This is a genomic window from Vibrio sp. Scap24, assembly GCF_013394185.1.
GTDB classification, from domain to species: Bacteria; Pseudomonadota; Gammaproteobacteria; order Enterobacterales; family Vibrionaceae; genus Vibrio; species Vibrio pomeroyi.
This window is the reverse complement of sequence record NZ_CP041332.1, coordinates 1,809,848-1,823,655: the sequence shown is the minus strand read 5'-3', so window position 1 is coordinate 1,823,655 and position 13,808 is coordinate 1,809,848. Positions and strand designations below refer to the sequence as shown.

Genomic DNA, 13,808 nt, shown 5'->3' with positions numbered 1-13,808 from the left:
GCATTTTCCCAGTAACATCCAATCCCATAAATATAAGGAGTTACCAAATGAATAACTGGATTAAGGCTGCAATTGCGGCTATCGCACTCTCTGCTGCTACTGTTCAAGCCGCGACTGAAGTTAAAGTCGGCATGTCTGGTCGCTACTTCCCGTTTACTTTCGTTAAACAAGACCAACTGCAAGGTTTTGAAGTGGATTTATGGGATGAGATCGGTAAGCGTAACGACTACAAGGTTGAATACGTAACGGCAAACTTCTCTGGTCTGTTCGGTCTTCTTGAAACGGGTCGAATCGATACCATTTCAAACCAAATTACAATGACGGATGCACGTAAAGCGAAATACCTATTCGCAGACCCATACGTAGTAGACGGCGCACAGATTACCGTTCGTAAAGGTAATGACAGCATCAAAGGCATCGAAGACCTAGATGGCAAGACAGTTGCGGTAAACCTGGGTTCAAACTTTGAACAACTGCTTCGCAGCTACGACAAAGACGGCAAGATCAATGTGAAGACCTACGATACAGGTATTGAACATGATGTAGCACTAGGCCGTGCAGATGCATTCGTAATGGATCGCCTATCAGCACTAGAGCTTATCAAGAAGACTGGTCTACCATTACAACTAGCAGGTCAGCCATTCGAAACAATTGAAAACGCTTGGCCTTTCGTTGACAACGACAACGGTAAAAAACTGCAAGCAGAAGTAAATGAAGCATTAGCAGCAATGCGCGCAGATGGTACGCTAGAAAGTATCTCTCAGAAATGGTTTGGTGCGGACATTACTCAGAAGTAATTACTCACTTTCTCCATTGAAGGCCCACTGCTTTACACAGCGGTGGGCTTTTTGCTTTTGTGTCACCGATTAAAAAGCCTGATATAACCGTACTTCGAAAGATAACAACACTTCCAATAAAAATACGAGATAGATTATGGGATTTGACTTTAATTACATGCTAGAGCTGTTGCCGATACTGCTGAAGTATCTGGGCACCACCATGGAGATGGCGATCTGGGGCTTGTTCTTTGCTCTGATCTTGTCTCTGATACTGGCGAACATTCGTGTATTCAAAATCCCAGTACTCGACCAGCTAAGCCAATTGTATATTAGCTTCTTTCGAGGTACGCCACTGCTGGTACAGCTATTCCTCCTTTATTACGGCTTACCACAAGTATTCCCGTGGATGGTTGGCTTAGATGCCTTCAGCGCCGCTGTGATTGGTTTAACCTTGCACTTTGCCGCGTACATGGCAGAAAGTATTCGTGCAGCGATTATTGGTATTGATCGCAGCCAGATGGAAGCCAGCCTTTCGGTAGGTATGACAACCAGCCAAGCGATGCGCAGAGTGATCTTGCCACAAGCCACCCGCGTGGCACTGCCATCACTGATGAACTACTTTATCGACATGATTAAGTCGACTTCGCTTGCATTCACCCTAGGTGTAGCCGAAATCATGGCTAAAGCTCAGATGGAGGCTTCTTCAAGTTTCCGCTTCTTCGAGGCTTTCTTAGCAGTCGCGCTGATTTACTGGGGCGTGGTGGTTATCCTCACTCGTATTCAAATTTGGGCCGAAGTGAAACTGAATAAGGCGTATGTACGATGATCAAATTACAAAATATCCACAAGCAGTTTGGTGACACCGAAGTTTTGAAAGGGATCGACCTAGAAATCAAGCAAGGTGAGATAATTGTCATCATAGGTTCAAGTGGAACAGGTAAATCTACCTTACTGCGTTGTGTGAACTTTCTAGAGCAGGCCGACCAAGGCACCATTTCGATTGATGATATTAATGTCGATGCTCAGAAACACACCAAAGCAGAGGTACTTGCACTGCGTCGTAAGACCGGCTTTGTGTTCCAGAACTATGCCCTATTCGCTCATCAAACCGCGAGACAGAATATTGCCGAAGGTTTGATTACCGTTCGTGGCTGGAAAAAACAGCAAGCTCATGAAAAGGCACAACAAATACTCGATGACATTGGCTTAGGTGACAAAGCCGATAGCTACCCAGCAGCACTCTCAGGTGGTCAACAACAACGCGTTGGAATTGGCCGTGCAATGGCACTCCAACCTGAGCTTTTGTTGTTTGATGAGCCGACCTCAGCGCTTGATCCTGAGTGGGTTGGCGAAGTGCTTAACTTAATGAAAAAGTTAGCAAATCAGCATCAAACCATGCTGGTGGTTACCCATGAAATGCAGTTCGCTAGAGAGGTCGCAGACCGAGTGATCTTCATGGCTGACGGTCATATTGTCGAGCAGGGATCTCCACAGGATATTTTTGGTAATCCACAGGATCCTAAATTAAAAAAATTCTTAAATAAGGTTGGGATCGACTAAGGATCCTTGTGATTTTAGTTAATCTACGTATAATCCCCCGACCGGAATTTTAGTTAACCCAATCATTGACACTTTTTGTGACAGTGATTACAATTCCGCCTCTTTGTTGAGAGGCGTCGGTTTTCCTTTCTTATATAAAGAAGAGAAAAAATGCCCACGCCGGGTTTAACAAAAACCTAAAACTACTGATCAGTAAGGTAATTACAAATGAAACGCACTTTTCAACCTACAGTTCTAAAGCGTAAGCGTACTCACGGTTTCCGTGCTCGCATGGCTACTAAGAACGGTCGCGCAACAATCAATGCACGTCGTGCAAAAGGCCGTAAGCGTCTTTCTAAGTAATCTTTGATTATTTTGAATAAGCTAGCCTTCGGTCGGGAGTTACGCTTGTTAACTCCCGAACATTATCAAAATGTCTTCAAGCAAGCTCATCGAGCTGGCTCTCCTCATTTCACCATCATTGCTCGAAATAACTCTCTTTCAAATCCTCGCCTTGGATTAGCCGTTCCGAAAAAGCAGATTAAAACCGCAGTTGGTCGTAACCGATTCAAGCGTCTTACTCGTGAAAGCTTTCGTAACACTCAACACAAACTTCCTAACAAAGATTTTGTTGTAATCGCTAAGAAGAGCGCGCAAGATTTAAGCAATGAAGAAATGTTCAAGCTACTCGACAAATTATGGCTTCGCCTGTCTCGCCCTTCGCGTGGATAGCGCTAATACCCATCTATTTTTATAGATGGTTTATTAGTCCACTCATCGGCCCACGCTGCCGATTTACTCCAACCTGCTCTTTATATGCGATAGAAGCGTTGAAAGCTCACGGTTTTGTAAAAGGGTGTTGGTTATCAGGCAAACGTCTATTAAAATGCCATCCTTTGAACGAAGGGGGCTTTGACCCCGTTCCACCAGTCCAAAAACAAGACAGAGATAAATAACGATGGATTCTCAACGTAATATCCTGTTAATCGCATTGGCATTGGTTTCTTTCCTACTTTTCCAACAATGGAACGTAGCTAAGAACCCAGCACCACAAGCGGTTGAGCAGGCACAATCTGGCAGCACCCTACCAGCGCCATCTTATGCAGATGATCTAGACCCGGCTCCTGGTCAAGTTGCTTCTGCAAAAACTATCACAGTAACAACTGATGTACTGACTCTGTCAATTGATACGGTTGGTGGTGATGTCGTTAAAGCAAACCTAAATGATTACTCTGCTGAGTTCGATTCTGAAGATACGTTTGTTCTTCTTAAAAACGAACCAGGTCACCAATTTATCGCTCAAAGCGGTCTAGTTGGTCCTCAAGGTATCGATTTAAGCAGCACTAACCGCCCTAGCTACACGGTTTCAGCAGACAGCTTCAAGCTGGCTGAAGGTCAAGATGAACTACGCATCCCAATGACTTACCAAGCGAACGGCCTTGATTACACAAAAACATTCGTACTTAAGCGCGGCAGCTACGCGATTGACGTTGAATACGATGTAATCAACAACTCTGGTAACAACGCGACATTCGGCATGTACGCTCACCTACGTCAAAACGTTATGGATGACGGCGGTAGCCTAACAATGCCAACTTACCGTGGTGGTGCTTACTCTACGGAAGATACGCGTTACAAAAAATACAGCTTCGATGACATGCAAGATCGCAACCTGTCTCTTAACCTAGCAAACGGTCAAGGTTGGGCAGCGATGATTCAGCACTACTTTGCAAGTGCTTGGATCCCACGCGACGAAGCAGGCAGCAACCTTTACACTCGTGTAATTGGTAACCTTGGCGACATCGGTGTTCGTATGCCGAACAAAACTATCGCTAACGGTGACGAAGCGAGCTTCAAAGCAACGCTTTGGGTTGGTCCAAAACTTCAAGACCAAATGGCTGAAACTGCACCTAACCTAGACCTAGTAGTTGACTACGGTTGGTTATGGTTCATTGCTAAACCTCTTCATACTCTGCTTTCGTTCATTCAAGGCTTCGTATCGAACTGGGGTGTGGCAATCATCATCCTAACTTTCATCGTTCGTGGTGCTATGTACCCACTAACGAAAGCTCAGTACACGTCTATGGCGAAAATGCGTATGCTTCAGCCTAAGCTGACTGCAATGCGTGAGCGTATTGGCGACGACCGTCAACGCATGAGCCAAGAAATGATGGAGCTTTACAAGAAAGAGAAAGTAAACCCACTAGGTGGTTGTTTACCTATCCTTCTGCAAATGCCTATCTTCATTTCGCTATACTGGGCACTAATGGAGTCTGTTGAACTGCGTCACTCACCGTTCTTCGGTTGGATTACTGACCTTTCAGCACAAGACCCATACTACATCTTGCCACTTCTGATGGGTGCTTCAATGTTCCTAATCCAGAAGATGAGCCCGACAACTGTAACGGATCCAATGCAGCAGAAGATCATGACCTTTATGCCGGTTATGTTCACATTCTTCTTCCTGTTCTTCCCTTCAGGTCTGGTTCTTTACTGGCTAGTATCGAACATCGTAACTCTGATTCAGCAAACGCTTATCTACCGCGCGCTGGAAAAGAAAGGCTTACATTCTAAGTAAGTTCGATAATAGAAAGAGATAAAGAAAGGCGACCAAAAGGTCGCCTTTTTGTTTTTAGCTGATTACAATTCAGCTAATTGATTAATCGTGAACGCCCCTTTTGAGCTTTCACATGCTAGCAGGCACAACTATGACTACAGATACGATTGTTGCTCAAGCGACCGCGCCCGGCCGTGGTGGCGTCGGTATTATCCGCGTTTCCGGCCCATTGGCGACTCAGGTTGCCCTAGAAGTAACAGGAAAGACACTTAAGCCTCGCTACGCTGAGTACCTGCCTTTTAAATCGGCCGATGGCATCGAGCTCGACCAAGGTATCGCGCTTTACTTCCCTAACCCACATTCGTTCACTGGCGAAGACGTGTTAGAGCTGCAAGGCCACGGCGGTCCAGTGGTTATGGACATGCTAATCAAGCGCATCCTAACCATCTCCGGCGTACGTGCTGCGCGTCCAGGCGAGTTCTCTGAGCGTGCCTTCTTGAACGACAAGATGGACTTAACCCAAGCTGAAGCGATTGCTGACTTGATTGACGCAAGTTCAGAAGAAGCAGCAAAATCAGCGCTGCAATCATTGCAAGGTGAGTTCTCTAAGCGCATTAATACGCTGGTCGATTCACTGATTCACCTACGAATCTATGTTGAAGCAGCTATCGACTTCCCAGAAGAAGAAATTGATTTCCTGGCTGATGGTAAAGTAAGTGCTGACTTACAGGCTATCATCGACAACCTGGAAGCCGTGCGCCAAGAAGCCAATCAAGGTGCCATCATGCGTGAAGGTATGAAGGTAGTGATTGCTGGTCGTCCAAATGCGGGTAAATCGAGCCTATTGAATGCACTGTCTGGCAAAGAGTCAGCGATTGTGACCGATATTGCCGGTACCACACGTGATGTACTGCGTGAGCATATCCATATTGACGGTATGCCACTGCACATTATCGATACCGCAGGCCTGCGTGATGCATCTGACGAAGTCGAGAAAATCGGTATTGAACGCGCTTGGGAAGAAATTGCTCAGGCAGACCGAGTTTTATTTATGGTGGATGGCACTACCACAGACGCAACAGACCCGAAAGATATCTGGCCAGATTTCGTTGATCGTTTACCAAATAACATCGGTATGACGGTGATTCGTAATAAAGCGGATCAAACCAGTGAAGAGCTAGGCATTTGCCATGTGAACGATCCAACCCTCATCCGCCTATCTGCGAAAACAGGCCAAGGTGTTGATGCTCTGCGCAGCCACCTTAAGGATTGCATGGGCTTTGCTGGTGGTCATGAAGGCGGATTTATGGCGCGTCGTCGCCACTTAGACGCCCTAGAACGCGCCTCTGAGCACTTGGATATTGGCCAGCAGCAACTTGAAGGCTACATGGCTGGAGAGATCTTAGCGGAAGAGCTTCGTATCACTCAACAGCACCTCAATGAGATCACGGGTGAGTTTAGCTCAGACGATCTTTTAGGTCGCATCTTCTCTTCTTTCTGTATCGGTAAATAACCTTTAAAGGCCAGCATTAGCTGGCCTTTTTCTTTAGTAAGGACAGTTTAATGATCCACATTATTACAGGCAGCACCCTAGGCGGCGCCGAATACGTTGGCGATCACCTTAATGATCTTCTTGAAGAACAAGGTCATGAGATCACCCTACACAATCAGCCTGAGTACGATGATATTCCACAACAAGGCTTTTGGTTATTGGTAACTTCAACTCACGGTGCGGGTGAGTTTCCAGACAATATTAAGCCTTTTATCGACGCATTAACCCAACACTCTCCAGACTTAAACCAAGTTCGCTTTGCTGTCGTGGCGCTTGGCGATTCAAGCTACGATACCTTCTGTTTGGCTGGGAAATCCGTCCACCACCAACTGGAAAACCTCGGTGCAAAACCGATTTCAGCGTGTTTTACCATCGATGTATTGGAAACTCCGGTACCTGAAGATGCTGCAGAAGCCTGGTTTAACGATCATAGCGACCAGTTTTAACCTCTCCTTTCTTCCCTGAAGCGGCTTATGCCGCTTTTTTTGGCTCCAAATATCGTGATTGTGAATAACTTTTTTCAAAAATATCGAAAATAAGCGATTTATTTTCGATTTTCTCTGTGGATAAGATCATACATATACGGTGATTAACCTATAGTTATCCAAATAACAAGTTTTAAGCCAATTTACCCCTGTGAATAAGTAGCCATTTTGATCCCAGTTAATCCTCACCCTGATCAAAGTTAGATCACATCATTTGATCCAAAAAAGATCCATGATCTCGTTGATCATTTTCGACTTATCCACAGAACGACTCGATCCTAATAATAGATCTAATAAAAGATCTCCTTAAAGATCTTATCTATATTAATTAAAAACAGCTTTCTCGAAAAATTCCAAAAACGTTTTCTCAGGCTATGAAAACAGGTAGAATATCGCTCCTTTTTATCAGTCTAGAAAACGTTTGAATACCTGAGGTCGGTTCATGCTTTATCACGAAAAATTTGACGTCATCGTTGTTGGTGGTGGCCATGCAGGAACGGAAGCCGCACTCGCATCTGCACGTACTGGTCAAAGTACGTTATTACTTACTCATAATATCGATACATTAGGACAAATGTCTTGTAACCCAGCCATTGGCGGGATCGGTAAGGGCCACTTGGTAAAAGAGGTCGATGCAATGGGTGGATTAATGGCGCAAGCTATTGATCATGCAGGTATTCAGTTCAGAACATTGAACGCATCAAAAGGCCCTGCGGTTCGTGCAACTCGTGCACAAGCTGACCGCGCGCTTTACAAAGCGTTTGTTCGTAACGTTCTTGAAAACACACCAAACCTGACTTTGTTCCAACAGTCGGTTGATGATTTGATCGTTGAACAGGATCAAGTGGTGGGTGTGGTTACACAGATGGGCCTTAAGTTCCGCGCAGATGCTGTGGTATTGACTGTAGGCACATTCCTAGGCGGAAAGATCCATATTGGTATGGAGAGTTCTTCTGGTGGTCGTGCGGGTGATCCACCATCGATCGCACTGGCTGACCGTCTTCGTGATCTTCCATTCCGAGTTGATCGCCTGAAAACAGGTACACCGCCACGTATCGATGCACGTAGCGTTGATTTTTCTGAGCTTGAAGTTCAGCACGGTGATAACCCAACCCCTGTTTTCTCGTTCATGGGTAGCCGAGCGCAACAGCCTCGTCAAATCCCGTGTTACATCACGCATACCAACGAAAATACACACGACGTTATTCGTGCCAATCTTGATCGCAGCCCAATGTACGCGGGTGTGATTGAAGGCATTGGCCCTCGTTACTGTCCTTCGATTGAAGACAAAGTGATGCGTTTTGCTGATAAGAACAGCCACCAAATCTTTATTGAGCCTGAAGGTCTAACGACACATGAGCTATACCCGAATGGTATCTCAACCAGTCTGCCGTTTGATGTACAGGTTCAAATCGTTCGCTCTATGAAGGGCTTTGAGAATGCTCATATCGTTCGCCCAGGCTATGCGATTGAGTACGATTTCTTTGACCCTCGCGATCTTAAGCTGACTTACGAAACCAAGTTTATCAAGGGTCTGTTCTTTGCTGGTCAGATCAACGGTACAACAGGTTACGAAGAAGCTGCAGCACAAGGCTTAATGGCCGGTCTGAATGCGAGTCTGTTTACGCAAGGCAAAGAAGGCTGGAGTCCACGTCGTGACCAAGCTTACATGGGTGTTCTTATTGATGACCTATCAACAATGGGCACTAAAGAACCTTACCGTATGTTTACGTCTCGTGCGGAATACCGTCTGTTGCTTCGCGAAGATAACGCCGATATCCGATTGACTGAGAAGTCTCGTGAACTTGGCCTTGTTGACGATGCACGTTGGGCTCGTTTCAACGAAAAAATGGACAACATGGAGAAGGAGCGTCAACGTCTGAAAGAAACTTGGATTAATCCAAAGTCTGAGGACATCGGTGCATTGAACCAGATCCTAAAAACACCAATGTCTCGCGAAGCGAGTGGTGAAGATCTTCTTCGTCGTCCTGAAATGACTTATTCACAGCTCACCGCACTGGATCGTTTCGGTCCTGCACTGGAAGATCAACAAGCGTCTGAGCAAGTTGAGATCCAAGTGAAATACGAAGGCTACATTCAGCGCCAACAAGACGAAATCGAAAAATCACTGCGTCATGAAAACACCAAACTGCCTGCTGATATCGATTACAGCAAGGTGAAAGGGCTTTCTAACGAAGTGGTTCTAAAACTGACAACCACTAAACCAGACTCTATTGGTATTGCTTCTCGTATTTCAGGTATCACACCTGCAGCAATCTCAATTTTGTTGGTTTACCTGAAAAAGCACGGCCTATTAAAAAAAGGTGAGGAAGCATAATGAGCGCATTACGCGAGAAACTGGATCACCTGATTGGCCAGACTGAATTAGAAGTATCTGAAAAACAACGTGGCCAATTGGTTGGCTACGTTGAGTTGCTCAATAAATGGAACAAGGCGTACAACCTAACATCAGTTCGTGATCCGTTAGAAATGATGGTGAAACATATCTTAGATAGCATCATTGTTAGCACTCACTTACAAGGTAAGCGCTTTATTGACGTTGGCACTGGCCCTGGTCTTCCTGGGATTCCGCTCTCAATCATGAATCCTGACTGCGAGTTTTACTTGCTAGATAGCTTGGGTAAGCGTATTCGTTTTATCAAACAGGTGATTCATGAGCTGGGTATCGACAACGTTGTGCCGGTTCAAAGTCGTGTTGAAGAGTTTCAACCTGAAGAAAAGTTTGATGCAGTGCTCAGTCGTGCATTTGCATCAATGACAGACATGGTAGAGTGGTGTCACCATTTACCTAAAGAGCAATCCGGTGTATTTTTGGCTCTTAAGGGACAACATCCTAGAGACGAAATCGACCTGTTACCTGAATGGTGTTCAGTGACAGACATTAAAGCTTTGCAAGTACCAGAGCTTGATGGAGAGCGTCATCTAGTAACTTTATCGCGTCAGGGATAATCAGCGAGGCCATAGTGGGTAGAATCGTAGCAATTGCCAACCAGAAGGGCGGCGTAGGAAAAACAACAACTTGCATTAATTTAGCAGCATCAATGGCGGCGACAAAACGCAAGATATTGGTTGTTGACCTCGATCCCCAAGGTAATGCCACTATGGCGAGCGGTGTCGACAAATATCAAGTTGAAGCAACTGCTTACGATTTGTTGGTTGAAGACACCCCATTTGATGAGGTAGTTTGTCGAAGTACGTCTGGCAATTACGACCTCATCGCCGCTAACGGTGATGTTACTGCGGCAGAAATCAAGCTGATGGAAGTCTTTGCTCGCGAAGTTCGCCTTAAGAATGCACTGGCATCCATTCGCGATAATTATGATTTCATCTTTATTGATTGCCCACCTTCTCTAAATCTTCTTACAATTAACGCGATGGCTGCGGCCGACTCCGTGTTAGTTCCAATGCAATGTGAATATTTTGCTCTGGAAGGTTTGACTGCGTTGATGGATACCATCAGTAAGCTCGCTGCGGTTGTTAACGAGAACCTGAAGATCGAAGGTCTTCTGCGTACTATGTATGATCCTCGAAACCGCTTATCGAACGAAGTATCTGATCAACTCAAAAAACACTTCGGTAGCAAAGTCTACCGAACAGTGATCCCTAGAAATGTGCGTCTGGCAGAAGCGCCAAGTCATGGCAAGCCAGCAATGTACTACGACAAATATTCCGCAGGTGCTAAAGCATATCTTGCTCTGGCAGGCGAAATGTTGCGTCGTGAAGAAGTCCCAGTATAGGTCTAACCAAAGGAATTCGCTCAATGTCTAAGCGTGGTTTAGGAAAGGGGCTAGATGCATTGCTTGCAACTAGCTCGTTGGCTCGTGAAAAACAGCAAGTTGCTTCTCATAGTCAGGCGTTGTCTGCTGATGGAGAGCTAACAGAATTGGCTGTTGGTTGCTTGAAGCCAGGTGTTTATCAACCGCGTAAGGATATTGCGCCTGAAGCGCTAGAAGAACTAGCAGCGTCAATCCAGTCTCAAGGCATTATTCAGCCAATCGTAGTACGCCCTTTAGCACACGACCAGTTTGAGATCATCGCTGGTGAGCGTCGTTGGAGAGCGGCACGTCAAGCTGGTTTAAAGCAAGTGCCATGCCTGATCAAGCGAGTGGAAGACAAAGCCGCGATTGCGATGGCATTGATCGAGAATATTCAGCGTGAAGACCTGAATGTTATCGAAGAATCACAAGCGCTAGAGCGCCTACAGAACGAATTTGAACTGACGCACCAACAAGTCGCAGATGTGATCGGTAAATCGAGAGCAACGGTCAGTAACTTATTACGTCTAAATCAGCTGGAAAATGAAGTAAAAGGTTTAGTTTCCAATAAACAACTGGAAATGGGGCATGCTCGAGCACTGCTTGCGCTAGAGGGTGATACCCAGGTTGAAGCAGCAAACACAGCGGCAACCAAAAAAATGACCGTGCGTCAAACTGAGCAACTTGTCAAAAAGTGCTTAAAACCAGACGTTGAACCTGAATCGAAGCCTGAAGATACAGAAGCTATCGAACTTTCACGAAGACTCACGGAAAAATTGCAAGCAAACGTTTCAGTTACTCGTTCTGTTAGCGGTAAGTCAAAAGTGACAATTACTCTTGATGAGCCTCACAAATTAGAGCAACTTATTGCTAAACTAGAGTACTAAATGAGATAATTGATTTAGGTCAATTATGTAATAAACAAGTAATTTCGTACAAAAGTTGTAGGTTTGTATACAAAAATGTAAATGATTGCTGCATTGTTATTGCAATCAATTTGGCTGAACGTATAATTTTCGCCAATTTCTCAGCACGCTTTTAAGCGAGTAGTAAAGAAGGCTTAAAAGAGGAACGAATACATGGTAGCGGCGTTAGCAAGACCAGGACGAGTGCTTGCAAAGCAAATGTTATTGATCGAGCTTAGCGCGGTTATATTAGTGGCGATAGGGTTAGGTTTAGCTGTTAATCCTGATTGGGGTTTTGCTGCATTAATCGGTGGCGGTATTTTTGTCATCGCGAATGTAGTTTTTTGTGTGTGTGCTTTCCTATTTTGTGGAGCTCGCGCAACTAAGTTAGTTGCGGCGTCGTTCTATGCAGGCGAAGCGCTAAAAATCCTTATCACAGTTCTACTATTCTCTATTGTCTACATGTATATGCAGGTGGAATTAGTTCCCCTCAAACTGACCTATTTACTGGTTCTAGGTATTAATATCTTTGCGCCAGTGCTTTTCATTAACAATAAAAAATAGGATGAGTTATGGCTGCGCCAACAGCATCCGGATACATTGAGCACCACTTACAAAACCTTTCTTTAGCTAAGTTTGGTCTTGTAGAGGAGACAAGTTTCTGGAACGTACATATAGACAGTCTGTTTTTTTCGGTGTTGACAGGGATGTTATTCCTTTGGGTTTTTCGCTCAGTCGCTAAGAAAGCAACAGTAGGTGTACCTGGTAAGCTTCAGTGTTTTGTTGAAATGGTAGTGGAATTCGTTGGCGACAACGTTAAAGAAACTTTCCATGGCCGCAACCCTCTGATTGCCCCACTAGCACTGACTATATTCTGCTGGATTATCTTAATGAACTTGATGGACTTAGTGCCTATCGATTTCTTACCATATCCTGCAGAGCATTGGCTAGGTATCCCTTACTTGAAAGTGGTTCCTACAGCTGATGTAAATATAACCATGGCAATGGCTTTGGGTGTTTTTGCTCTGATGATCTACTACAGCATCAAAGTGAAAGGCCTAGGCGGATTTGCTAAAGAATTGGCACTGCATCCATTTAATCACCCAATCATGATTCCATTTAACTTGGTACTTGAGGTAATTTCGTTATTAGCGAAGCCACTATCTCTAGGTATGCGTTTATTTGGTAATATGTTTGCGGGTGAGGTGGTGTTTATTCTTATCGCGGCAATGCTACCGTGGTACTTACAATGGGTAGGTGCACTACCTTGGGCTATCTTCCATATCTTGGTTATTTTGATTCAAGCGTTTGTTTTCATGATGTTGACAATCGTTTACTTATCAATGGCTCATGAAGATAGTGATCACTAAAAAAATTTTTAAGCTTTATTCTAACTATTAATGTTAATCGGAGAACGTAAATGGAAACTGTACTAAGTTTTTCAGCAATCGCTGTTGCTATTATTGTTGGTCTTTGTGCCGTAGGTACTGCAATTGGTTTTGCTATTCTTGGTGGTAAATTCCTAGAAGGCGCTGCGCGTCAACCTGAAATGGCTCCAATGCTACAAGTTAAGATGTTCATCATCGCTGGTCTACTGGATGCTGTTCCAATGATCGGTATCGTAATCGCACTACTATTCACGTTTGCTAACCCATTTGTTGGTCAACTAGCAGGCTAATTAACTCTCAATAGTTAATTAAATTTTTGTAGTTGATTCTTAACGAGGGGTAGCTGTTGTGAATATGAACGCAACTCTGTTAGGTCAAGCAATTGCTTTTTCACTTTTTGTTTGGTTCTGCATGAAATATGTATGGCCACCAATTATGCAAGCAATTGAAGAGCGTCAGAAGAAAATTGCTGACGGTCTAGTAGCCGCTGAACGCGCTGCTAAAGACTTGAACCTGGCACAAGCCAACGCTTCTGAGCAAATGAAAGAAGCAAAGCGCACTGCAACTGAGGTTATTGAACAGGCAAACAAACGTAAAGCTCAAATTATTGATGAAGCTCGCGAAGAGGCTCAGGCAGAACGCCAGAAGATCTTAGCGCAAGCTGAAGCAGAAATTGAAGCTGAGCGCACACGTGCCCGTGATGACCTGCGCAAACAAGTCGCAACTCTGGCTATAGCTGGTGCTGAGAAAATCCTTGAACGTACTATCGATAAAGATGTACACGATGATCTTCTTAACAACATTACTGCAAAACTTTAAAGCAAGGG

Annotated in this window: 17 protein-coding genes; all 17 read left to right on the top strand. The window is 44.7% G+C overall.

Annotated features, from left to right (window positions below):
* Positions 1-47 precede the first annotated feature (47 nt).
* The 17 genes from FLM53_RS08025 (at position 48) to atpF (ending at position 13,800) form a co-directional block, all read left to right on the top strand.
* Complete coding sequence (locus tag FLM53_RS08025; RefSeq protein WP_009848135.1) at positions 48-797, top strand: amino acid ABC transporter substrate-binding protein; 750 nt, start codon at positions 48-50, stop codon at positions 795-797.
* A gap of 136 nt (positions 798-933) precedes the next feature.
* Positions 934-1,605 (top strand): amino acid ABC transporter permease, encoded by a 672-nt coding sequence (locus FLM53_RS08020; RefSeq protein WP_017632660.1) that lies wholly within the window; start codon positions 934-936, stop codon positions 1,603-1,605.
* On the top strand, positions 1,602-2,339 hold the full coding sequence (locus FLM53_RS08015) for an amino acid ABC transporter ATP-binding protein (protein ID WP_176680654.1): 738 nt from the start codon (positions 1,602-1,604) through the stop codon (positions 2,337-2,339). Before FLM53_RS08020 ends, FLM53_RS08015 begins: the two co-directional genes overlap by 4 nt.
* A gap of 207 nt (positions 2,340-2,546) precedes the next feature.
* Positions 2,547-2,681, top strand: coding sequence for a 50S ribosomal protein L34 (gene rpmH / locus FLM53_RS08010; RefSeq protein WP_004735800.1), 135 nt, complete (start codon positions 2,547-2,549; stop codon positions 2,679-2,681).
* Between the two features lie 45 nt (positions 2,682-2,726).
* On the top strand, positions 2,727-3,050 hold the full coding sequence (rnpA, locus tag FLM53_RS08005; RefSeq protein WP_017055478.1) for a ribonuclease P protein component: 324 nt from the start codon (positions 2,727-2,729) through the stop codon (positions 3,048-3,050).
* Positions 3,017-3,274: a membrane protein insertion efficiency factor YidD gene (gene yidD, locus FLM53_RS08000; protein WP_004735802.1), complete on the top strand. Its 258-nt coding sequence runs from the start codon at positions 3,017-3,019 to the stop codon at positions 3,272-3,274. Before rnpA ends, yidD begins: the two co-directional genes overlap by 34 nt.
* Positions 3,275-3,276: 2 nt before the next feature.
* The gene (yidC, locus tag FLM53_RS07995) at positions 3,277-4,896 is read left to right on the top strand and encodes a membrane protein insertase YidC (RefSeq protein ID WP_176680653.1); all 1,620 of its coding nucleotides are present in this window, start codon (positions 3,277-3,279) and stop codon (positions 4,894-4,896) included.
* Between the two features lie 130 nt (positions 4,897-5,026).
* Positions 5,027-6,388 (top strand): tRNA uridine-5-carboxymethylaminomethyl(34) synthesis GTPase MnmE, encoded by a 1,362-nt coding sequence (gene mnmE / locus FLM53_RS07990; protein ID WP_176680652.1) that lies wholly within the window; start codon positions 5,027-5,029, stop codon positions 6,386-6,388.
* A gap of 50 nt (positions 6,389-6,438) precedes the next feature.
* Positions 6,439-6,873, top strand: coding sequence for an FMN-binding protein MioC (mioC, locus tag FLM53_RS07985; RefSeq protein WP_176680651.1), 435 nt, complete (start codon positions 6,439-6,441; stop codon positions 6,871-6,873).
* 481 nt (positions 6,874-7,354) lie between these two features.
* The gene (gene mnmG, locus FLM53_RS07980; RefSeq protein WP_176680650.1) at positions 7,355-9,250 is read left to right on the top strand and encodes a tRNA uridine-5-carboxymethylaminomethyl(34) synthesis enzyme MnmG; all 1,896 of its coding nucleotides are present in this window, start codon (positions 7,355-7,357) and stop codon (positions 9,248-9,250) included.
* Positions 9,250-9,882 (top strand): 16S rRNA (guanine(527)-N(7))-methyltransferase RsmG, encoded by a 633-nt coding sequence (rsmG, locus tag FLM53_RS07975; protein ID WP_076654327.1) that lies wholly within the window; start codon positions 9,250-9,252, stop codon positions 9,880-9,882. Before mnmG ends, rsmG begins: the two co-directional genes overlap by 1 nt.
* A 14-nt stretch (positions 9,883-9,896) precedes the next feature.
* Positions 9,897-10,670: a ParA family protein gene (locus tag FLM53_RS07970; protein ID WP_026084427.1), complete on the top strand. Its 774-nt coding sequence runs from the start codon at positions 9,897-9,899 to the stop codon at positions 10,668-10,670.
* Positions 10,671-10,693: 23 nt separating this feature from the next.
* Entirely contained in the window at positions 10,694-11,575 is an 882-nt protein-coding gene (locus tag FLM53_RS07965; protein WP_017632652.1) for a ParB/RepB/Spo0J family partition protein, read from the top strand.
* Positions 11,576-11,767: 192 nt separating this feature from the next.
* On the top strand, positions 11,768-12,157 hold the full coding sequence (locus FLM53_RS07960) for a F0F1 ATP synthase subunit I (protein WP_017632651.1): 390 nt from the start codon (positions 11,768-11,770) through the stop codon (positions 12,155-12,157).
* A gap of 8 nt (positions 12,158-12,165) precedes the next feature.
* Positions 12,166-12,963 (top strand): F0F1 ATP synthase subunit A, encoded by a 798-nt coding sequence (atpB, locus tag FLM53_RS07955; RefSeq protein WP_017632650.1) that lies wholly within the window; start codon positions 12,166-12,168, stop codon positions 12,961-12,963.
* Positions 12,964-13,013: 50 nt separating this feature from the next.
* Positions 13,014-13,271 carry a F0F1 ATP synthase subunit C gene (gene atpE, locus FLM53_RS07950; RefSeq protein WP_004411110.1) on the top strand — a complete coding sequence of 86 codons (258 nt, stop codon included), beginning with the start codon at positions 13,014-13,016 and terminating at the stop codon, positions 13,269-13,271.
* Between the two features lie 58 nt (positions 13,272-13,329).
* Positions 13,330-13,800, top strand: coding sequence for a F0F1 ATP synthase subunit B (gene atpF / locus FLM53_RS07945; RefSeq protein WP_128644429.1), 471 nt, complete (start codon positions 13,330-13,332; stop codon positions 13,798-13,800).
* The last annotated feature ends 8 nt before the right edge of the window (positions 13,801-13,808 follow it).